A 20,607-nucleotide genomic window follows, 5' to 3' on the forward strand; every position below is an offset into this window, starting at 1 on the left:
CGCCACCATTCAAGTGGTATCATCGACAGTCAGATTCGGGACCAGTTTGCTTCACATTTTGACGAAGGCCGGGAGACCAAGGAATGGAACAAGAATTTTTAATGAGATTTCTGGAAATTGGCGCTATCGACCTAAAGGGAGATGACACCAAACTCGAAAAGCTTCGATCCACTGCCAAAGACCTGGCCGCCAGCATTCGAAAAGCGCCACCAAAGATTATTAGCTACACAATGGTGGCGGCCGACCCCAATATCGCGAGCACCGATCCGACCATAGAAGAGGCGATGACGTCCCTCCGTAAGCAATGGGAGACCGTTGCAAACGCGTTTTCCGCGCGTCCCGTGGGTGTTTTACGTGCCGTCCTTCTGGACGCGATCATGCAAGCAGCTCGCGCAGATGATGCGACTGCCGTTGCCTTCGTGAATACTGCTCGCAACGCGTTGTCTCATGCCGAAACCTCCGATGAAGCTGAGATTTGGCACGAAGCTGTCAGTGAAATCGAGAAAAAAGTCGATGCCCGTGCCGAGGCCGAGTGGGCAACGCCGGAGATGATTACGATAGATCCGTTGCAGTATACGCCGCCTGCTCCTGTGACTACAGATCACAACACTCCCACCGTTGATCAGGTTGCGCTAGGAGAGGAAATCCATTCGGCCTCGTCGCCGTGGGCACCTAAAAACCCAATTCAGCATGGGCCGAACTACCCTCAGCAGTGGGCTGCTGAATTTGCGCCTCGGATGAGCGTCGCCATCGCAAAAGTGTTGGATGAAATGGCCGAGCAGCTTTCGCCCATGCCGGTCGATTTGTCTGGTCCGCTATCTGCGCTGGCGAAGGCGGTCACGGCTCATGTTGACAAGGCTCTTTCCAGTTTCAGCGGTGCGACGGCCGGTCTGCAGCGTCGTACCAACCTGCTTTGGTGGAAGGAGGCACTGTATTCCCCAAGCGCCCACGCGAGCTACCTTGACCTGCCACCTTTCGAGGCCTCTGCGTTGATGGCGCTTGATCTACATGAGCAGGTGCCAACCTATTCTCCAGCGAGCGTCTCGGCATTCCTTCGTGAGGCGATTCGCTGCCTTCCGATCGTCAATGACGAGCATAACAACGGCGAGCGTGACATCGGCAGTCTAGTAGATGACGCTAGGACTATCGGATTCATGCAGCCTTTCCGCTTACTGGCGGCTAAGTACACTTCACAGCCAGCAGGGAGAGGTCCGCTGCTGTCGGTGATTGGACATTTCACAAATGGCGCAATCGATGCCGCAACTTTGCGAACCCTCAGTGGAGTTGACGCTTCCACCCAAATGAGCCCATCAGAATGGGGAACATACCTGTTCCGTGAGCTTCAGAGCGCACGCGCCATCAGTGAAAGCCAAACCAAACGGCCCAAGAAGAACTAAGACGCCCATGGACAGATGCCCACACCCTCACTGTTTCGCTGATGACAACACGACCTGCACGCTGGGCCACATGCGGCACGACCTATGCCCGGAGTGGAAGCGTGGATGCGACAGTGGAATAACTGCTGCGGCTGATTTCGAACAATTGCTCCTCCCATGGAGCGGTCTAGCGATGGGTGAGTCTGACCTCAACTTTGTCAGCGGTAGGATCAAACCCATCACTGTCGGCATCGTAGGGCCTGAAAGCGCAGGTAAGACGACGCTTCTCGGGGCGTTCTATCTGCTGCTGGGACAAGGTGCATTGACTACTGAGACCAATGTGTTTAGCAACTCTTACACGCTGGCGGGATGGGAAGCGGTAGCGACGTACCTGCGCTGGAAGCCGGGACACCCCCCAAGCTTTCCGCCCCATACACCTAGCGGAGCTGCTCGGGCACCCGGCATGCTTCATCTTGGCTTCCGCCGTGAAGACGGTTCGCTACGCGATCTTCTTTTTGCCGATGCGCCTGGAGAGTGGTTTCAGAAATGGGCGATTAACGAACAGGCTGCAGACGCTGAAGGAGCCCGCTGGATTGCTCGACACGCAGACGTCACGCTACTGATTGCTGACCGTCAGGCTCTTTCTGGATCGAAAATGGGGACCGCTAGAAACGACTTTCAGCTTCTTGCCCAGCGTGCAATAGCTGAATCTCGCGGTAGACGCTTGGCACTCGTCTGGACGAAAGGAGATGTCGATGTGGCAGAGGCTATGGAAGCGCAGATTAGAAAGGCCGTGGCGTCACACTCATCTAGCGTCCCAGAGTTCACAGTCAGTGTATCAGCTAGTGCCCAGGTAGACGCTGCAGAGGGCTTCCGGAAGGTATTCGACTGGATTATCTGCACCAAGCGTGCAGGGCTTGAGTTACCCATGACAGAAGTCGGTGGTCACGATCCGCTTTTTAGGTTTGGTAGGAGATAGCTGGTGGCCGCACAACACACCATCTTGTTAGTCGGCGAGTCGAATGTCGGTAAGACTCACTACGGGGCTCAGTTTTTGAAGCGGCTCATGGTGAAGTCTTGCGAGCTTGAAATGACACGCGCTCCGACGAACCTTGAGGCATTCACTACGGCTCTCAGTTGTCTGACTGAGGGGAAGGCTACCGACCACACACCGGCTAACATCTACGTCGAAAGTGTCTGGCCCATTACGGACCAAACCGGTCGGCGTGCGGAGCTGGTTTGGCCAGATTATGGCGGCGAGCAGATTCGCAGTCTCGTCACACAACGCCGAATTCCGGACGCCTGGCGCGAGCGAGTGGTAGAGGCCACGGACTGGGTAGTGCTAATTCGACTGCACTCTCTTCGCTCCGAAGAGGACTTGTTCTCGCGACCGCTGCAGTCATTCGCGACTGTTGAACCACAGGGTGAAGCAGCAGCACACGAGCTCTCAGATCAAGCCAGGACGATAGAGCTTCTTCAAATGTTGCTCTACTTGGCGCAGTTCAATTTAGATCGGCCTCTTTGTAGACCGCGCCTAACCATCTTGCTGAGCTGCTGGGATGAGCTTGATACGACAGAGATACCGAGTGATCTCTTAGCTTCACGACTGCCGATGCTGTGGTCGTTCGTGCGCAGCAATTGGGCCTCACCTACTGTTTTTGGGCTGTCCGCGCTGGAGCGAGCGCTCAGCAAGACAGATGCGGACCCAGATTATGCAATCCGTGGCCCCGAAGAATTCGGTTATGTAGTGCTACCTAATGGTGTGAAGAACACTGATATTACCCTCCCGATCCAACAGTTGATGGCAGAGGGGAGATAGAACCATGCGAGTTGAGCAGGCGATTTATGGCGAGATCCCTGGACGCGGTCATGGACTTAGAACATCAAGTACAAATGCACCGATAGCTGCGGCGATTGCATCAAAGCTCGACCTACCGGATGTAGTGCCCCCTGGCGTCCAAGCTTGGTCGCCGTTTGTTCGTGGTTTTCCTGTCGACGACTATTACCTTCTTGCTCGCACGTTCCTAGATTCGAGCGCGTCGCGCGGAGGCATGGTACTGACTCATGCGCTAATCGTCAGTTTGGACGACATGTGCAAGGTGGAAACCCTAGCCGCGCTATTTGGCCAACTGGCAACCTCAATTACAGAGTGCCCCACATCGGTGCTAACACTTGAGCTTGAGAGCGCCGGAAGCTCCGTGCTCGCTGCTGACTTGATAGGTGCTGCCAACGCTCTCTCAGCTTCAGGCCCCACTCCAGTGGTTCGACTGGGCGTCGATGGATTTGAGCTACTCCTTGATTCCTTGTGGAAAAATCTCTGGCCGGCTCTAAGACGCACTTTCGCGTTCCGACTAAGCTTTGGTCCGAGCGACCTTGTCGAGCACCCGGGACCGACCCTTGTATGCACGCCAGAACAGCTCCAATCTCGCTGGGTAAAGCACCGAATCGTCAAGTCTGATGACGAGTCAGCTAACTCTGAATCCGCCGGTATTCTTTGCGGCCAGCGCGATGTGCAGCCAATTCTCGACCTCGCTGAGGAGCTAGGCCTAGAAGTTCAGTCGTTCAGAGAATTAAGTCGGCTGGAAAGGCTGCAAGCTCTCCTCTCTGGCGGAGAAAACTTCGATGAATTGCTGGGGGCGATACGCTTAGCAGATGGACTATCAAATCAACCGACATTCGGTGCAACCATCAAAAACAGACTGACCGATCGTTTCACAGCCTTGATTCCAAGCGCAGGCTGCAAGCAGTTGATGCTGTTGAGGAACTTGGCGCTCCCTGGCTTTGCCAACACGCAGCCGTTGTGGTCGGCGGTTGAAATGCTCGTCAGTAATCTCGCATTTGCACGTGAGGACGATAGCGATTTGACGCAGATAATCGCAGCGGCCGATGATAAGGAACTTGCATTGCCGCACTGGTGCGCAGCAGTGAAAAATGGCCTCTCGACTGCAGCTCATCAGGGCAACAAAGCCATCTTCCAAGCACTCTGGAGATGGGCCGAGAATAACCATAGCGCGTTTGTCGTAGCGCTAGAAAACTTTCCGGCTGATGCAACAATTGAGCATCGTTTTGCGGGGCAAGCCCCCAGAAAGCTCCACGTTACATCTACAGACATTCTGCTCTCGCCTCTGCTGAAGAAGCACTGGTTGACCGCATACGGCGCAGTGCTAGCGGCAACGCTCCCCCCTATTGATGCAACTGGCCAGCAGCTAAAGATAGATAAAGACCTAGACCATCGTGAAGGATTGCGGTCGGCCCTTCGGTATGCGAGCCCGCTTGAAATATTGAATTGTGCGCTCGCGCATAAGGATCCACGTGTAGTCGACTTGTGCTCAGAGCAGGCTACTCTCCATCCTGAGATTCTGTCTCATATCCGCTGCGATGACATTATCGAGCAACGGTTGTGGGGTATGGTGATTGCTAGGGCCCCCTCCCTTTGGAACGCACCTGAAAATGCCATTGGTGCGCGTGACACGGTGTTCGCTCAACTAATCGCAGGACTACCTGTTGACACCGGTTTACTCAAGGCTATGGCGAATACACCCTTGGCTGACCTCTGTGCCACTCCAGAGCGGGCGCGACTCTGGTCAAAACTGCCCCCTTTGCAGCTTGGACATTACCTCCAAGCAACCGCATGCGGCTGGCTGGAAGTCGCGGCGAAAGGCCATGTGATGAGCACTCCTGAAGCCCCGCTAGAACAAGCAATCATGGCGAGCCCGAATCTGCGATCAATCCTTGAAAGGTCTTCGGTTCCCCTTGATACAAGTCTTGCGATCATTAGTAGCCTCCAGTCGTTTTCCGAAGAGAGATTTATTACCTGGCTAAACAACTTCTTGAAAAGTGCTCAAAAAATATCTTATGGGGTATCTGAGCAGTTGGGAGCTCTCATCGCGTCTCGACATTGGGAACGGGCAGCTATGTATCTTTCGGATCGGATTTCCGACCGGCCTGATATCAAGCCAGGGCTCAGGTTGTGCGCCGGCTTGCTTAGTTTTTATACGCGCTGGAAGCTTGGCATCACAAAGCTCAGCGTTGACGACAAGTGGAAGGCTTTCGAAGATGAGGCCCGTGAGCTCTATCCAAGCGGTCCGGATAGTGGAGAACTCTGGTCTCGCGCCGGAGGTAAAAACTCCGAACTACCCGGTCACTATCAAAATGGATCAACGCGTTGGCATACTACATTGTATTCAGTCCGCTCTGGCAGCCGTCCGACAGCCCGCGATCTTCTTAAGATTATGTCCCAAGACTTCCCCATGAACGAGAAGCTACGCCTCTTCATTGGCGATACGGACATTGTTGGTTGGCGTTAAACCTCTCACCTACCCTTGGCATGAATCATGAACTCGAACGGCTACCCGCAAGGCCATGCCCTACTTATTGGTGTGGCGAATTATCAGCATATTTCCAGACTGCCTAAAGCGATTCTGAACGATGTCAATGACGTCGCCGCTACGCTCTCATCGCCGGACTACTGCGGTTACCATCCTACCAATGTCGTCACCCTCCTAGACGCAAACGCAACGCGGACAGCGGTACTGGCAGGGCTAGACGAACTGGTTACTCGGGCCGGGCCTGATGATACGGTCTGCGTGTTCTTCTCCGGCCACGGTGGCATCGTAGGCGAACCGGGCATTGAGGACACCGTGCTGCTCACTGTGGATGGCGATCTCGCTGACATTGAAAACACCTCCATTAGCTCAAACGAGTTAGCGGTTGCGCTTGCACGAATAAAAGCAAAGCGACTATTGGTCTTGATCGATGCTTGTCATGCGGGCGGCGCTGCGATATCAAAATATTTGACTGATAACAGCGGCCACGAACTCAAGTCCGGCTACAGCCAGAATACATTTTCGAAGCTGGCAGTAGGTAGCGGGCGCGCATTAATGGCATCATGCCGCTCTGATGAATTGTCGTCTGTATTCTTTAATGCAAGAAACAGTGTGTTCACAACAGCGTTACTAGCAGGCCTACGCGGTTCTGCCGACAGGACTGCAAGCGGTTTCATAAAGGTTTTTGACCTATTCCACTATGTATCCGAAGAAGTACCTAAACTAATTCCCGATGAGCAGCATCCGATTTTTAAGGCAGACAACGTCGAAGGTAACTTCCCCATCGCACTGAGCAGAGGTGGAAAAAAGTCGGCGGATAATGCTGGAGCAACACCACTGATAAAAGATGAATCTTCTTGGTCGGCATTAGAGAAGATCTTGATCGAGCTCTATCCATTTGGCCCTAGAGATCAAGAAGTATGGAGCCGCGCCGGTGGAGACCTATCACGCCTGCAGTTTCACCCCTCAGGTCAGGCTGCGTGGCATGCATCACTTCGCACTCTCAAGCAAGGCGGCGGGGGCAGAGATATCAGCTTTGGCAGCTTACTGAGCACAGCGAAGGAGGACTTTTCAAACCACCCAGGTTTGGCTACGTTAGCGGAGCCTTAACCAGGGCTTTAAGTTCATAAAAAAATTTGAGAGCAGCACCTACTAATTTCGCAAGCTTGGCTCGTTGAGCAAAACTCAGCCAGCACTAGGCTATTTCGTTATATAGAGCAATAAGTTTCGGCATTTAGTATTTACTGGCTGTGTAGTGTTCACCACATCTCAAAGCCACCAAATCAGGACCGTCATTAATGGACGATAAAGAGAAATTTACTTTTTACGAGAAGGTCTTTTACCAAGAACTCGATCGCAAGGAAAAGCTGTACGCTAGGTTGAGCATGCCACTAGCAATGTTAGTTGCAATAGTCACATTTCTTTCTTACATGCTTAATAAAGCACCGACCACTGAGGGCGGTTTCGCGAGTGTTTTTTTCTGGATCTTCTACCTTAGCACATGCCTGATGCTTCTTATCGGCGCCCTGTATTTCCGTGCTGCATGGTCATTAAGGGACTCCGATAGAGGCCTTCCCACACTGATGGACCTTGAAACTCACCGGCTAAGCTTACGGAGTGACTACGAGAAATACTGGGAAACTCCAGAAGAAGCCGACGCTCATTTTAAAACCGTGCTATTAAACTACTTCATAGAAGGCGCCACGGTGAATGCAGAAAACAACGACAAACGTGGTATCTATCTCCGCTCGCTTACGAATTATGTGACGTCTGCACTGTTTGTCTCAGTGCTATCATTCCTTCCGTTCTACATACATCAGCAGGAGCAAACCATTAATGACCCAAAAGCCACCACCGCCTCCTCCTCCCCCGATGCGCTATGTAAAGGATCACCAGCCGAGGAAAGAGCCGCCTCCACCACCGCCGCGGCCCACCCCACCTAAAAATTGACTTTGTAGCTTCAATTCTCCCGGCTCTCATCGCTTAAGTCGGGGGTTCTTTTTCTGCTGGGGTTAAGCTCGGTTGTACAGCCGAGCATTACCCCACGTTGACTCTGCAAGCGCTGAAGGACGATCTGAGCTTCAGCGATTTTCTAGCGCAAATAGTTAGCAGTGATCGAGTATCACGATTGCAAAAAATATGGACAAGTTAAATTAGGGAGTGAATATGCTTACTAGATACGCTAATGAAATACGGATACTTTCAAAAAAGCATGTGGACGTCGATCTGGCTAATCAAGCGATCGCAAAAATAGTTGATAAACTACCTAGCTCGACAAAAAAACGTTACGAGCTAATAAAACTTGCAACCTCTGATCTTCTACGGAGTATCGGAGATAAAAAATATGATGCTTCTTTCGGGATGTTCAGATTTTTATTCTTCACTGGGTTAGAAAATCCACTTGCAGAAGCGCGCAAGCAAGGTGTCTTTAGGGCTTCAAAATCAAAGTTTAACCCTAAACTGATTAGGGAGTTATTATTAGAGTTATTCTATAGCCAAACACTCTCTGACGAAGAATTGCACTATGTTCAGTCGGTTCACGGACTGCTGCAGGTTGCTCCAGATATTCTCGACTTCAAAAATAAAATCATAGCTGCGATTAAAGCACGACGTTACTTTCTGAAAACAGTGCTTACCATCGCAGAAATGAAGTACAGTGATTTGCTTTTGTATTTTGATGAAAGGCTCGAAAAGCCATATGTTGATACGCTCTATAACAACAACAAGGAAAGCATATTGACGGCAGCCTCGTATTTGGTCCAGGTTTATAGGGAGGTGACTCCCGGCTTGAAGCTTAAAGATAGTAATGACATAGATGAAAGCACTAGCCAAACATTATACGACGATCTGTTTAAGACGGCGTTTGCAATAACTACTTATCTTGAGGCTGAAATCAAAGTCGACTTCTTTGACTATGAGGTCGTGGTGGATGAAACCAGAAAAAGAATCGCAGTAGATCGTCAAGACTTTGAGATTGCCAAGAGCTGTGGTTATACGAAAACTGATTTGAGATTGCTTGCGCAGGCGAGAATTTACTCAAAAATTGCAACCTCAAAAAGTTATAATGATTTGCTTGAGGAATTTTGGGATAGCGATAGCTTAGGAGAGGAAAGCGTAGTCTATGCCATTAAGAAAAATCCGCAGGAAAGGATTGTTCTAAAAGCAATTTTAGCCGCATATGGTCACGAGGCAAATATCTTTAGTCACAACACGCCATTCAGAGAAGAGCAGATGCAAATGCTGGCCCTGATGGATGAGAGCTATAATCCCAATGTGTTTGAGACAAAGATTTACAACGACTTCACTTGCATTGATTTGTTTAAACTGCAACGTTTTTTTGGGTTTGTGGCATTTGTATATAAAAAGGCATCGGAAAAACTGAAGGTCGATGGGAATCCAAATGCAGAGTCAATAAGACGGCGATCGCATCTTCCTGTATTTGACAGAGCGCAGCTTGTTGAGATATTTCAGAGCATTACTGGAAAAAACCAGACAGATTGCAAAGGGTTACTTGAACGATTATCAAATGACAGAGTGATTTCCGATGAGGTAATTGATCTCCAATACAGGCCTATACTCGCGATTGAACATCGCTGCTTAGTGATGCCAACCGTGTTCGCATATTCGAATCTTTGGAGGTCATTAGCAATTAGCGAGAATGTGCACTTTTCAGTATTTGGCAAACATGACCATATGGTGAAAAGCGTTTCTGACATCTTGATTGAGCAAGGTTTTAGAGTTGAGTGTGACTTCATATTTGGTGAGGACGAGGTCGATATTGCTGCAATTCTTGGTGGCCACTTATTCCTTTTTGAATGTAAGAATCCGTACCACCCAGTAAATGACTTTGAGTTGCGCAATACGTACGCCCATATTGTTAAGGGCTTTTCGCAATTAGAAAAATTTAGAAAGCGCTTTGAAGATCGTTTAGTGCGGGATCAGTTTCTGCGAAACATGAAGGTAGAGCCGAAATCGATAATTAAGGTTCATTATGGTGTAATCAACGCTAACAGGGCTTTGTCGGGCTTATCAAAAAATGGCGTTCGAGTGATTCATGCAAACGAGTTCATGCGTTTCGTGTCGACGGGTACGATTTCATCTGGAGATAGCGAATACGCATGCTGGCAGTCAGATGAATTTAGTGTGAATGATATGATCTCCTACATAAATGGGGAGCTTTTATCAGACGATATGGTTAGCTGCAAAGCTCCAATGCCATATTGTACAATTTTCAGAATCTATAAGATGTTTTTTTGTACGTTCCAGTACGATCTTAATGAAATGAATCTGCTGCACAAACGGAAATATAGGTATTTAGGGCCCGCGCTCGTTGAGTGAGGGTTATCTATCTCTAGCCTACTCTTCAACGCCCCTGGTCTCGTAGACACCTCCAAGCCTCATAGTGAGACTTGGAGGTGTCTACGAGACCAAAGGCGATTCATAGTTAGGTTAGGTAACCACTTGATTCTCTTGATCTAAACGTGAGGTAACTGTTAAGAAGGCTCCAGAACTGATGGAAGAGTCCAACCTCTCTACGGGCGGGCACATCCTGTTCGCCCACTACCAGCAGGGCATGACCGAGTACCTGGCCATCGCCCTGCTGCACCACAGCGAAGGCGTGGCCGTGAACGCCGAACTCGACGTCACGCCATCACGGCACCTGGACCTGGGCCAATTGCACCTGGCAGCACGCATCAACCTGTCGGAATGGAAGAACAACCAGAACTCCAAACAGTACATCTCGTTCATCAAGGGCAAGAACGGCAAGAAGGTATCGGACTACTTCCGTGACTTCATCGGCTGCCAGGAAGGGGTCGACGGCCCGGGCGAAACCCGCACCCTGCTCAAGGCCTTCAGCGATTTCGTGGAGAGCGAGGACCTGCCTGAAGCGTCCGCCCGGGAAAAAACCCAGACACTGGTGGAGTACGCCACGACCCAGACCAAACTGGGCGAACCGGTCACCCTGGAAGAATTGTCCAGCCTGATCGACGAAGAGCGCCCCAAGGCGTTCTACGACCATATCCGCAACAAGGACTACGGCCTGTCGCCGGAAATACCTGCCGATAAACGCACCCTCAACCAGTTCCGCCGCTTCACCGGGCGCGCCGAGGGGTTGTCGATCAGCTTCGAGGCCCATCTGCTGGGTGACAAGGTGGAGTATGACGAAGCCGCGGGGACGCTGATCATCAAAGGGCTGCCGACTACCTTGGTCGACCAGCTCAAGCGGCGCAAGGACTAAGGCCCAGGCTACCCTACACAGCGGCGGGTGCGGTATAGGAGGCCACCAAGGCCTCCTTCGCCGACTTGCGCAGCCGTTTGACCAGCCGCTCCTGACGCAGGGCCTCGCCCTTGTCCGGCCATTGCTCCACATACACCAGCGCCTGGGCCGGGCTGGTCTTGAAATACCGCGCCCCCCTGCCGTTCTGGTGCGCCACGAAGCGCCGCTGCGGGTCGTCGCTGATACCGCAGTACAGCGAACCGTTTGCGGCCCTGACCAGGTACACATACCAGGGTTTCATTGCCTGACCCGGCACTTGTTCACTCACGACGCCTGCCCTTTCCATCATTAATTTGATGAGCCCACACATCGAGGGCTTCATCATGCTTGCTTGTAAAACCCGTACGTGGCTGACCGTCGCACTGCTGGCGGCAGCCTCTGCCACCCAGGCGTCCATCGGCGAGAAAACCGCGCAGCGCATGCAGCGCAACTACGACGCTACCCCAGCACAGTGCGAAGGCAACGCCGTACCGGCCCATGCCTGCTCGGGGGTACTGCTCAGGTCCACCCGGCCATCCCCGCACTATCACACCTGGCATCATAGCCAGAACAGCAAGGATAAGGGCGGCGTTTCTTTCTCGTACCTGCGTCGCGATTTGCCTGTCACCCGGCTGGCCGCCGACGGGCGCAGCGGCTTCACCCTCTACCCCCTGCTGCAGCGGCCCAAGGGCTCGCTGCACTACGAGATGCTGTGCGCCTGGCCCACCGACGGTGACACCTGGGAGCGAGACAACCGGGGCTGCGGCGATAACCGCCAGACCCCTGAACGCGAAGCCGCCTGCCACGAGCAGGGTGTGGTTAGCGCCGAAGACTGGATAGCCCACTACAGGAAAACCGGCGACTACAAACGCCAGTGTGCCTTCGACATCCGCCGCACACGCGTGCCGGAACGGGCCGACGCCTTCTACCAAAGCCTGCGCGGCCAGCAGCTGTTCGCACAGGAAATGCCGTTCCCCTGGAACGAAGTGGTGGTGGGCGCCTGGGAAGAAGCCAGCGCCAATACCCTGCCCATCCAGTCGTTTTTCCACATCGAGGGCGAGTATGGGGCCTTGCAGCAGGCTCAGACCGACCAGCAAGACTGGCACAAGACCTACGGCGGCTTCATACCGGTGATACGCATCCGCCTGCCGCAAGATGGCACTGAACGCGCCACCTTCAGTTACTACGAAAGCGATCAGGCCGTCGCGCTACCTTGAGCATGCTGGAACGCTCGCAGGCCCTTGAAGGCCTGCTGGCGTACCTTACCCTGCAGCCAGGGTGTCCAGCCCAGCAGCAAACCCGGCGTGCCCAGCGCCTGGCGCGACCACCCCCACAGGTCGAAACTGTCGTCGTGCTGGTAGATCAGCCCGTCCCGAATCAGAAAACGCGCCTGAATGCGGTTGACCACCGTGCGCCCGGTCTGGGCAAACGTGTAGGTCGCCACCCACTGCGCCGCACCGCCGTGCTCATCCGCCCGCACCTTGTCGAAGGTAAGGGAGAACGCCTTTGCCCGCTGGGTCAGCATGCGCCACATGTCTGCGGCATCCTTGCCGCGCAGGGTGCCGAACACCGGGTCACTGAAGACGACATCGTCGCTGTAGCAGGCAGCCATGGCCTCGGCATCGAGGCGCTGGAAGGCCTGGTAGAAGCGGGTAATCAGTTCACGGTTGGCGTCGCTCATGGGCTAAAGGTCCTGGAAGGGCAAAGCCGCACGATAATCCGCCCGGCTCGCTTGCGCCAGCGGCCTTTCAGACCTTCTCGCTGGTGACCTGGACATGCAGGGCACGCCCCGCCCCCAGGCCGAACACGATGGCCCCCAGGCCGATAATCGCAAATACCCAGCCCAGGGCTGCCCAGCCACCGGTCAGGTCATGTACCAGCCCCACCGCGAAGGGCCCCATGGACGCCAGGGTATAACCCACGCCCTGAGCCATGCTCGACAGGTTCGCCGCCACATGGGCATCCCGGGAGCGCAGCACGATCAAGGTCAGCGCCAGGGCGAACGTGCCACCCTGCCCCAACCCCAGCACCACCGCCCAGCCCCACAGCCCGGAGAGCGGCGCATACAGGCAACCGAACAACCCGCAGAGGGTCACCAGCATGACCAGCACGATCGCCAGCCGCTGGTCTTTGCCACGCGTGGCCAGCCAAGGGGCTGCAAGGGAGCTTGCCAGTTGCACGATCACCGAACCCGACAGCACCAGCCCCGCTTGAGTGGGGCTAAGGCCACGCCCGATCAGAATCGACGGCAACCAGCCAAAGACGATATAGGCCAGTGACGACTGCAGGCCCATGTACAACGTCACCTGCCAGGCCAGCGGGTCGCGCCACAGGCCGCGCACGCGGTAAGCAACCTTGTGCTGGCCGTGGCCTTGGCGAGCCTGGGGCAGCCACACCAACATGGCCACCAAGGCAGGCAGCATCCAGAACCCCAGCCCCAGGGCCCAGCTGTTATCGAAATACTGGGCCAGCGGCACCGTGGCCCCGGCCGCCATGGCTGCGCCGAGGCATAGCGCCATGGTGTACACGCCCGTCAGGGTGCCAGCATGCTGAGGGAAGTCACGTTTGACGATACCGGGTAGCAAGACCCCGATGATGCCGATGCTGGCCCCTGCCACCAGGCTACCCATGAACAGCCCTGTTACCCCCAGCGTACTGCGCAGCACAATGCCCAGCGCCAGGGTGACAAGAATCACCAGCACCACGCGCTCGCTGCCCAGACGACGCGCCAGTACCGGCGCCAGTGGCGCGAACAGGCCCAGGCACAACACCGGCAAGGTGGTCAGCAACCCGGCCTGCGCGGCGCTGAGCCCCAGCCCGTCGGACACCTGGCCCAACACGGGTGCCATGCTCGACAATGCCGGGCGCAGGTTCAATGCCACCAGTACCAGGCCGAGCAACAGCAGCCAGGGGCGCGGCGTAACCGCCGGTTGCGCCTGCACCTGCTCGTCATCGGCCTCGGCATCGATCAGCAACGGGTCGAGGTCTGCCGTGCCGGGTGGGTTGGTACGGGTCGTGGAATCAGACATGGGCTTCTCGTATCAGGATTCGATGAGGGTACGGCTCAGGCGCTTGGCCCGCTGGGCATCGCGTTGTTCGATAGCGTCGAGGATTTGCCCATGCAGGTCGAACGTGGCCTGGCAACGGGGGACCGTGGCCATGTTGTGCTGCAAGGCCGCAGCTACCACACCGGAAAAATAGCGGTACAGCTCACTGAGTGCCGGGTTGTGGGCCGCATCGACCAGACGCTGGTGGAACACCAGGTCGCAGGCGACGTAGGCGTCCACATCACCGTGGAAATGGCCGGCGCTGCCCTTCAGGGCCTCCCGCAGGCGCTGCAGATCCGTGTCGGTACGGCGCAGGGCTGCCAGTGCAATGGCCTCGGTTTCCAGAATATGGCGGGTTTCCCGTGCCTGCTCGGGGGTGCACTGGGTCATGGCCTGTACAGCGTGCAAAGGGTCCTGAGCGGTGCGCAGGTAGCTGCCATCCCCCTGGCGAATTTCCACCAGGCCACTGAACGCCAGCACGCGCATGGCCTCGCGCACGGTATTGCGGCTGATCCCCAACTGAAGGGCCAGTTCAGGCTCGGTGGGCAGCCGCTCACCAACCAACCAGGCGCCTTGCGAGATACGCTCGCGCAACTGATCCACCGCCTGCTCGACCAACGAGCGTTTTATCAACAAGGACATCGGTACATCCAGTCATCGGACGAATCAGCGATCAAAATAAAGCATCTCTGATCGCTCAACAATCGTTTATCGCCAGATAAGGTGGGGTAGCCGGTTTGCACCGCACCTTATCCCGGCCAGCCTCTAACTGTGTGTCAGCCCAGTGCATCCAGCAACGCCTGGTTCATCTCAGGCGTACCGATGGTAATGCGCAGGAACTGATCAATACGCGGCTGCTTGAAGTGGCGCACGATCACGCCTTGCTCGCGCAAACGCGCCGCCAACTCCCCGGCATCCTGTTGTGGATGGCGAGCGAATACAAAGTTGGCAGCAGACGGCAGCACTTCGAACCCCTTGGCCTGCAGCTGCGCGACCAGCTTTTCGCGGCTGTTGATAACCTTGCGGCAGGTCTGGTCGAAATAGGCGCGGTCCTCGAATGCCACTGCCGCGCCGACGATGGCGGCGCGGTCCAGCGGGTACGAGTTGAAGCTGTTCTTGATCCGCTCCAGCGCCTCGATCAGGTCCGGGTGGCCCACCGCCAACCCAACCCGTAGGCCGGCCAGCGACCGCGATTTGGACAGGGTCTGGGTCACCAGCAGGTTGTCGTAGCGGTTCACCAGGCTGATGGCCGTTTTGCCGCCGAAGTCGATGTAGGCTTCATCCACCACCACCACCGAATCCGGGCTGGCCTGCAGCAACTGCTCCACGGCCTGCAGGGGCAACAGGCAGCCAGTGGGCGCGTTGGGGTTGGGGAAGATGATGCCCGCGTTCGGCTTGCGGTAATCCTCCACGCGGATCTGGAACTGCTCATCCAGCGGCACCTGTTCGAAGGCGATGCCATACAGGCCGCAGTACACCGGGTAGAAGCTGTAGCTGATATCCGGGAACAGCAGCGGCGCGTCGTGCTGGAACAGGCCATGGAAGATGTGCGCCAGCACCTCGTCCGAGCCGTTACCTACAAACACCTGCGCCGGGGTGACGCCGTAGTATTCCGCGACCGCCTGCTTGAGACGGTCACCGTTGGGGTCCGGGTACAGGCGCAGGTTGTCGCCCAACTCCCCGCGCATGGCCTCCACCGCTTTAGGCGATGGGCCGTAGGGGTTCTCGTTGGTATTGAGCTTGACCAAGCGCGCCAGCTTGGGCTGCTCGCCGGGGACGTAAGGCACCAAGTCCTTGACGAAAGGGCTCCAGAATCGACTCATGCTCAGTTCCCCTTCTCTTGGCTCAGGATGCGGTATTCGGCGCTACGGGCGTGGGCGGTCAGGGACTCACCACGGGCCAGCACCGAGGCAGTGCGCCCCAGTTCGGAGGCGCCTTGCTCGGAGCAATAGATGATCGACGAACGCTTCTGGAAGTCGTACACCCCCAGCGGCGACGAGAAGCGCGCAGTGCCGGAGGTGGGCAGTACGTGGTTGGGGCCTGCGCAATAGTCGCCCAGCGCTTCGCTGGTGTGGCGGCCCATGAAGATCGCACCGGCGTGGCGAATGTGCGGCAACCAGGCCTGCGGGTCAGCCACCGACAACTCCAGGTGCTCAGGGGCGATACGGTTGGCCACCTCGATTGCCTGCTGCATGTCCCGCACCTGGATCAGGGCGCCGCGACCATTCACCGATTTCTCGATGATCTCGGCGCGTTCCATGGTCGGCAGCAATTTGCTGATGCTGGCTGCCACCCGGTCGAGGAAATCGGCATCCGGGCTGACCAGAATGGCCTGGGCGTCTTCGTCGTGCTCTGCCTGGGAGAACAGGTCCATGGCAATCCAGTCCGGGTCGGTCTGGCCGTCACACACCACGAGAATTTCCGACGGCCCGGCGATCATGTCGATGCCTACCTGGCCGAACACGTGACGCTTGGCGGTGGCCACGTAGATGTTGCCCGGGCCGACAATCTTGTCCACCTGGGGCACGCTCTCGGTGCCATAGGCCAGGGCAGCCACCGCCTGGGCGCCGCCCACCGTGAACACCCGGTCCACACCGGCAATGCAGGCTGCGGCCAGCACCAGCTCGTTGACCTCGCCACGCGGGGTCGGCACTACCATGACCACTTCGGTGACACCCGCCACCTTGGCCGGAATCGCGTTCATCAGCACCGAGGACGGGTAGGACGCCTTGCCGCCCGGCACATAAAGGCCGGCGCGGTCCAACGGCGTGACCTTCTGCCCCAGTACGGTACCGTCAGCCTCGGTGTACTGCCACGAGTCCTGCTTCTGCCGCTCGTGGTACATGCGCACGCGGTCGGCTGCCTTCTCAAGGGCTGCACGCTGCTCGTCGGTGATACGGGTAAGCGCCAGCTCAAGGCGCTCGCGGCCCAGAATGAGGTCGTCGATGCGGCTAGCCTCTACCCCGTCGAAACGCTGGGTGAACTCTACAAGGGCAGCATCGCCACGCTCGCGCACGGCCTTGATGATATCGAGTACACGCTGGTTGACCGCTTCGTCGGACACGCTCTCCCAGCTCAGCAGATGATCCAGATGCCGAGCGAAATCCGGGTCAGCAGCGTTGAGACGGGCAATTGCGGTGGACACGGTCATGGCGAGGGCCTCGATTGATAGCGAATGCTCAGGCGCCCTAAGCTACCAGTCCATCCGCACGGGCACCCGAGAAAAGTGGCTATGACGCGGATAGACGGGCGCGACAGCCAACGCTGCGCGCAGGAAGTCGTCAGCCGCGGTGTCGCGATTCGACCGCTTGGCGCAGCGTGTCGATCAGGCTCTGGATGCGGGCGTGCTGCATTTTCATGGAGGCCTTGTTGACCACCAGGCGCGAGCTGATGTGCGCGATCATTTCCTGGGGTTCCAGGCCGTTGGCACGCAAGGTGTTACCGGTGTCGACCACATCGATGATCTTGTCGGCCAGGTTGATCAGGGGTGCCAGCTCCATCGAGCCGTACAGCTTGATGATGTCGACCTGGCGACCCTGCTCGGCATAGTAACGCTTGGCCACATTCACGAACTTGGTGGCCACGCGCAGGCGGCCCTTGGGCTCGGGCACGCCGACCACGCCAGCGGTCATCAGCTTGCAGCGGGCAATCTGCAGGTCCAGGGGCTCGTAAAGGCCCTGCCCACCGTACTCCATCAGCACGTCCTTGCCTGCTACACCCAGGTCGGCAGCGCCATGTTCGACATAGGTCGGCACGTCGGTGGCACGCACGATCAGCAGGCGCACGTCGTCCTGCGTGGTCGGGATGATCAGCTTGCGGCTCTTGTCCGGGTTCTCGGTGGGAACGATACCGGCCTCGGCCAGCAATGGCAGGGTATCGTCGAGAATACGGCCTTTGGAAAGCGCGATGGTCAACATTGGAACGTCGGTCCTTAAGCAGCTACTGCCGGCCAGGTGGTGCACCTGGCCGCATTCAATTCGAACGGCGCGTCCTTGCGCCCCAGGGCAATCAGCCCGGTACGCGGCGAATCTTGGCGCCGAGCATCTGCAGTTTTTCCTCGATGCACTCGTAGCCACGGTCGATATGGTAGATGCGATCGATCAGGGTGTCGCCTTCGGCCACCAGTGCCGACAGCACCAGGCTGGCGGATGCGCGCAGGTCGGTGGCCATTACCGGGGCACCTTTCAGGGCGTTGACGCCGGTCACGATGGCGGTGTTGCCCTCGACCTGAATCTGGGCGCCCATGCGGTGCATTTCGTACACGTGCATGAAGCGGTTTTCAAAGATCGTTTCGATCACCGCACCGGTGCCTTCGGCAATGGCGTTGAGCGAAATGAACTGCGCCTGCATGTCGGTCGGGAACGCTGGATACGGGGCCGTGCGCAGGTTGACGGCTTTCGGCCGCTTGCCGTGCATGTTCAGCTCGATCCAGTCTTCACCGGTGGTGATGTCGGCGCCTGCTTCCTTGAGCTTTTCCAGAACCGCCTCAAGGATGGTGGGGTCGGTGTCCTTGACCTTGACGCGGCCACCGGTAACGGCAGCGGCTACCAGGTAGGTGCCGGTTTCGATGCGGTCCGGCATGACGCGGTAGTGGGCCGAACCCAGCCGCGCAACACCCTCGATGGTGATGGTATCGGTGCCGGCGCCCTGCACATTGCCGCCCATGGCGTTGATGAAGTTGGCCAGGTCGACCACTTCCGGCTCGCGGGCCGCGTTCTGCAGCACACTGCGGCCGTTGGCCAGCGCTGCGGCCATCATGATGTTCTCGGTACCGGTCACACTCACGGTATCGAAGAAGAAGTGCGCACCGCGCAGGCCACCCTCAGGCGCCTTGGCCTTGATGTAGCCACCTTCAACCTCGATCTTCGCGCCCATGGCCTCCAGGCCACGTATGTGCAGGTCGACAGGTCGCGAGCCAATGGCGCAACCGCCTGGCAACGCCACCTCGGCCTCGCCGAAACGGGCAACCATGGGGCCGAGTACCAGAATGGAGGCACGCATGGTCTTCACCAGCTCGTAGGGTGCGACCAGGGTCTTGATGGTACGGGGGTCGATTTCCACCGCCAGCTTTTCGTCGATCACAGGCTCGATGCCCATGCGACCGAACAGCTCGATCATGGTGGTGATGTCGTGCAGGTGCGGCAGGTTGCCCACGGTGACCGGGCCATCGGCCAGCAAGGTCGCAGCCAGAATGGGCAGGGCTGCGTTCTTCGCGCCCGAAATGCGGATCTCGCCATCAAGGCGAGCGCCACCAGTAATAATCAGTTTGTCCATTGGAATCTCGCCGCCAAGTTGGCTCAGGTGCGCTCAGCCCAGGCTGCGCTGCTGAAAAATTTCATGGTTACCGCATGGATGCTGCCGTTTGCGATCCACGGATTCAGGTGAGCGTAAATCGCCTGCTGGCGTTTGACCGGGCTCAGGCCGGCCAACTCGTCGCTGATCACGTTCAGCTGGAAGTTGCAGCCTTCGCCTTCAACTTCGACCCGGGAACCCGGCAATTTTTCTTCAAGGAAGCTTTTAACTTCTATGGCCTGCATGCTCAACCTCAATCGGCGCCCGATGCGCACGGGTCGGCCATCATACAAAAAAGCCCCTCGCCTGCGAAGCCCAACAACGGGTTCGCTGACCGAGGGGCCATCATCCCAGCAGAGCCATCAGGTGGCCAGCACCTCGTCGAGGTCGTACACCTCGGCGATTTCCCGCATGTCATCGGGCATGCCGCGCACCTGGCAGCGTTTGCCGGCAGCGCCAGCATCGCGCATGAACGCCAGCAGCAGCGAAAGCCCGACGCTGGTGGAGCGCTGCACGGCGGAGCAATCAATCACGATGTCCACCCCGCCGCTGCCCGCTATCAATGCCTTGCCTTGCTTGCGCAAGGCAGGCCCGCTGCGGTAGTCCAGCACGCCGGCAAGGCGGACCACACCTGGCTCGCTCATGCTCGCGGTCGCTTCACTCATTTGACGGCCTTTTCTGGCGAACTGTCGGCGGTCTGCTTGGCCTTGGCCACTTCACCCGCCCAGCCGTCGATGGTCTTGTCCAGGTTGTTGCCATTGCGCTGCATGGCGTCAGCGAACTGATCTCGGAACAGCTTGCCGATGTTGATGCCATTGACGATGACGTTACGCACCTTCCATTCGCCAGCGAGGTTCTCCAGCGTGTACTGCACCGGGTACACCGCACCGTTGTTACCGGTGACCTTCATGCCGACACTGGCCCGCTTACCATCGTCAGACTTGGCCGGATCCACCACGATGCCCTGGTTGTTGTACTCCAGCAAGGCGTTGCCGTAGAACTGCATCAGGCTGCGCTTGAAGTTGTCCTGGAAGCGCTGCATCTGCTCAGGGCTGGCCTTGCGCGAGTACTTGACGGTCATGATGCTGCGCGAGATGCCATCGGCATCCACCACCGGGCCCAGGATGCGGTTCAGCGCGTCGTAGAACGCGCTCGGGTTGGCCTGGTACTGCTGCTTGTTGGCCTTCAGATCACCCAGCAATTCATTGGTGGTGCTTTGAATCACGTCATGAGGGGACTGGGCAGCCATGCTCATGAGAGGCAAGGCTGCCAGCAGGACCAGCAAGCCACGTCGCAGAATCGATATCATG

The 20,607-nt window shown here is 56.8% G+C and carries 19 protein-coding genes and 1 pseudogene; 9 read left to right on the top strand and 11 right to left on the bottom strand.

Translation table 11 applies throughout. The features are described 5' to 3' along the window. Positions 1 to 83: 83 nt before the first annotated feature. The 8 genes and pseudogenes from IAE38_RS00495 to yejK all read left to right on the top strand — a co-directional run. Positions 84 to 1,397 (top strand): GTPase-associated system all-helical protein GASH, encoded by a 1,314-nt coding sequence (locus IAE38_RS00495; RefSeq protein WP_201215267.1) that lies wholly within the window; start codon positions 84 to 86, stop codon positions 1,395 to 1,397. A gap of 172 nt (positions 1,398 to 1,569) precedes the next feature. Beyond that, positions 1,570 to 2,355 (top strand): TRAFAC clade GTPase domain-containing protein, encoded by a 786-nt coding sequence (locus tag IAE38_RS00500; protein WP_096425623.1) that lies wholly within the window; start codon positions 1,570 to 1,572, stop codon positions 2,353 to 2,355. Between the two features lie 3 nt (positions 2,356 to 2,358). Next, positions 2,359 to 3,195, top strand: coding sequence for a hypothetical protein (locus tag IAE38_RS00505; protein ID WP_201215269.1), 837 nt, complete (start codon positions 2,359 to 2,361; stop codon positions 3,193 to 3,195). A 4-nt stretch (positions 3,196 to 3,199) separates the two neighbouring features. Then, on the top strand, positions 3,200 to 5,683 hold the full coding sequence (locus IAE38_RS00510) for a GAP1-N1 domain-containing protein (protein WP_201215271.1): 2,484 nt from the start codon (positions 3,200 to 3,202) through the stop codon (positions 5,681 to 5,683). Positions 5,684 to 5,710: 27 nt separating this feature from the next. Then, positions 5,711 to 6,811 (top strand): caspase family protein, encoded by a 1,101-nt coding sequence (locus IAE38_RS00515; protein WP_201215273.1) that lies wholly within the window; start codon positions 5,711 to 5,713, stop codon positions 6,809 to 6,811. Between the two features lie 188 nt (positions 6,812 to 6,999). Then, positions 7,000 to 7,644, top strand: a complete 645-nt coding sequence (locus tag IAE38_RS00520) for a hypothetical protein (RefSeq protein WP_236403176.1) — start codon at positions 7,000 to 7,002, stop codon at positions 7,642 to 7,644. Between the two features lie 223 nt (positions 7,645 to 7,867). After that, positions 7,868 to 10,039 carry a hypothetical protein gene (locus tag IAE38_RS00525; protein ID WP_201215275.1) on the top strand — a complete coding sequence of 724 codons (2,172 nt, stop codon included), beginning with the start codon at positions 7,868 to 7,870 and terminating at the stop codon, positions 10,037 to 10,039. A 166-nt stretch (positions 10,040 to 10,205) separates the two neighbouring features. Next, positions 10,206 to 10,940 (top strand): annotated as a pseudogene (yejK, locus tag IAE38_RS00530) (nucleoid-associated protein YejK); the annotation flags it as partial. Between the two features lie 13 nt (positions 10,941 to 10,953). Here the strand turns inward: yejK and IAE38_RS00535 are convergent. After that, positions 10,954 to 11,220 (bottom strand): GIY-YIG nuclease family protein, encoded by a 267-nt coding sequence (locus tag IAE38_RS00535; RefSeq protein ID WP_236403231.1) that lies wholly within the window; start codon positions 11,218 to 11,220, stop codon positions 10,954 to 10,956. 82 nt (positions 11,221 to 11,302) lie between these two features. Here IAE38_RS00535 and IAE38_RS00540 point away from each other — a divergent pair, with 82 nt between their 5' ends. Further along, positions 11,303 to 12,175, top strand: coding sequence for a hypothetical protein (locus IAE38_RS00540; RefSeq protein ID WP_201215277.1), 873 nt, complete (start codon positions 11,303 to 11,305; stop codon positions 12,173 to 12,175). Here the strand turns inward: IAE38_RS00540 and IAE38_RS00545 are convergent. The 10 genes from IAE38_RS00545 to IAE38_RS00590 form a co-directional block, all read right to left on the bottom strand. Beyond that, on the bottom strand, positions 12,154 to 12,639 hold the full coding sequence (locus IAE38_RS00545) for a nuclear transport factor 2 family protein (RefSeq protein WP_201215279.1): 486 nt from the start codon (positions 12,637 to 12,639) through the stop codon (positions 12,154 to 12,156). The two genes, IAE38_RS00540 and IAE38_RS00545, sit on opposite strands and share 22 nt — an antisense overlap. Before the next feature lie 67 nt (positions 12,640 to 12,706). Beyond that, entirely contained in the window at positions 12,707 to 13,987 is a 1,281-nt protein-coding gene (locus IAE38_RS00550; RefSeq protein ID WP_201215281.1) for a CynX/NimT family MFS transporter, read from the bottom strand. A 12-nt stretch (positions 13,988 to 13,999) separates the two neighbouring features. After that, a complete protein-coding gene (locus IAE38_RS00555; protein WP_060482213.1) occupies positions 14,000 to 14,647 on the bottom strand; it encodes a FadR/GntR family transcriptional regulator in 648 nt (215 codons plus the stop codon). Positions 14,648 to 14,781: 134 nt separating this feature from the next. Further along, entirely contained in the window at positions 14,782 to 15,828 is a 1,047-nt protein-coding gene (hisC, locus tag IAE38_RS00560; protein ID WP_201215283.1) for a histidinol-phosphate transaminase, read from the bottom strand. Between the two features lie 2 nt (positions 15,829 to 15,830). Beyond that, positions 15,831 to 17,156 (bottom strand): histidinol dehydrogenase, encoded by a 1,326-nt coding sequence (hisD, locus tag IAE38_RS00565; protein ID WP_201215285.1) that lies wholly within the window; start codon positions 17,154 to 17,156, stop codon positions 15,831 to 15,833. A gap of 130 nt (positions 17,157 to 17,286) precedes the next feature. Continuing rightward, positions 17,287 to 17,922, bottom strand: coding sequence for an ATP phosphoribosyltransferase (gene hisG, locus IAE38_RS00570; protein ID WP_201215287.1), 636 nt, complete (start codon positions 17,920 to 17,922; stop codon positions 17,287 to 17,289). Positions 17,923 to 18,013: 91 nt separating this feature from the next. Next, positions 18,014 to 19,279 (bottom strand): UDP-N-acetylglucosamine 1-carboxyvinyltransferase, encoded by a 1,266-nt coding sequence (gene murA / locus IAE38_RS00575; protein ID WP_028631518.1) that lies wholly within the window; start codon positions 19,277 to 19,279, stop codon positions 18,014 to 18,016. Positions 19,280 to 19,302: 23 nt separating this feature from the next. Further along, on the bottom strand, positions 19,303 to 19,542 hold the full coding sequence (locus tag IAE38_RS00580; RefSeq protein ID WP_028631519.1) for a BolA family protein: 240 nt from the start codon (positions 19,540 to 19,542) through the stop codon (positions 19,303 to 19,305). A 117-nt stretch (positions 19,543 to 19,659) separates the two neighbouring features. Continuing rightward, on the bottom strand, positions 19,660 to 19,962 hold the full coding sequence (locus IAE38_RS00585) for an STAS domain-containing protein (protein ID WP_201163281.1): 303 nt from the start codon (positions 19,960 to 19,962) through the stop codon (positions 19,660 to 19,662). Continuing rightward, positions 19,959 to 20,606, bottom strand: a complete 648-nt coding sequence (locus tag IAE38_RS00590; protein ID WP_201163282.1) for an MlaC/ttg2D family ABC transporter substrate-binding protein — start codon at positions 20,604 to 20,606, stop codon at positions 19,959 to 19,961. The genes IAE38_RS00585 and IAE38_RS00590 overlap by 4 nt, the downstream gene beginning before the upstream one ends. Between the last annotated feature and the right edge of the window lies 1 nt (position 20,607).

It is taken from the genome of Pseudomonas sp. S32 (genome assembly GCF_016648095.1).
GTDB classification, from domain to species: Bacteria; Pseudomonadota; Gammaproteobacteria; order Pseudomonadales; family Pseudomonadaceae; genus Aquipseudomonas; species Aquipseudomonas parafulva.

Coding starts and splice junctions, on each gene's coding strand:
- hisD (WP_201215285.1), bottom strand. CDS start 17,156: ATGACCGTGTCCACCGCAATTGCCCGTCTCAACGCTGCTGACCCGGAT.
- IAE38_RS00495 (WP_201215267.1), top strand. CDS start 84: ATGGAACAAGAATTTTTAATGAGATTTCTGGAAATTGGCGCTATCGAC.
- IAE38_RS00515 (WP_201215273.1), top strand. CDS start 5,711: ATGAACTCGAACGGCTACCCGCAAGGCCATGCCCTACTTATTGGTGTG.
- IAE38_RS00550 (WP_201215281.1), bottom strand. CDS start 13,987: ATGTCTGATTCCACGACCCGTACCAACCCACCCGGCACGGCAGACCTC.
- IAE38_RS00525 (WP_201215275.1), top strand. CDS start 7,868: ATGCTTACTAGATACGCTAATGAAATACGGATACTTTCAAAAAAGCAT.
- IAE38_RS00545 (WP_201215279.1), bottom strand. CDS start 12,639: ATGAGCGACGCCAACCGTGAACTGATTACCCGCTTCTACCAGGCCTTC.
- IAE38_RS00555 (WP_060482213.1), bottom strand. CDS start 14,647: ATGTCCTTGTTGATAAAACGCTCGTTGGTCGAGCAGGCGGTGGATCAG.
- murA (WP_028631518.1), bottom strand. CDS start 19,279: ATGGACAAACTGATTATTACTGGTGGCGCTCGCCTTGATGGCGAGATC.
- hisC (WP_201215283.1), bottom strand. CDS start 15,828: ATGAGTCGATTCTGGAGCCCTTTCGTCAAGGACTTGGTGCCTTACGTC.
- IAE38_RS00590 (WP_201163282.1), bottom strand. CDS start 20,606: ATGATATCGATTCTGCGACGTGGCTTGCTGGTCCTGCTGGCAGCCTTG.
- IAE38_RS00510 (WP_201215271.1), top strand. CDS start 3,200: ATGCGAGTTGAGCAGGCGATTTATGGCGAGATCCCTGGACGCGGTCAT.
- IAE38_RS00520 (WP_236403176.1), top strand. CDS start 7,000: ATGGACGATAAAGAGAAATTTACTTTTTACGAGAAGGTCTTTTACCAA.
- IAE38_RS00540 (WP_201215277.1), top strand. CDS start 11,303: ATGCTTGCTTGTAAAACCCGTACGTGGCTGACCGTCGCACTGCTGGCG.
- IAE38_RS00500 (WP_096425623.1), top strand. CDS start 1,570: ATGGGTGAGTCTGACCTCAACTTTGTCAGCGGTAGGATCAAACCCATC.
- IAE38_RS00580 (WP_028631519.1), bottom strand. CDS start 19,542: ATGCAGGCCATAGAAGTTAAAAGCTTCCTTGAAGAAAAATTGCCGGGT.
- IAE38_RS00585 (WP_201163281.1), bottom strand. CDS start 19,962: ATGAGTGAAGCGACCGCGAGCATGAGCGAGCCAGGTGTGGTCCGCCTT.
- IAE38_RS00535 (WP_236403231.1), bottom strand. CDS start 11,220: ATGAAACCCTGGTATGTGTACCTGGTCAGGGCCGCAAACGGTTCGCTG.
- hisG (WP_201215287.1), bottom strand. CDS start 17,922: ATGTTGACCATCGCGCTTTCCAAAGGCCGTATTCTCGACGATACCCTG.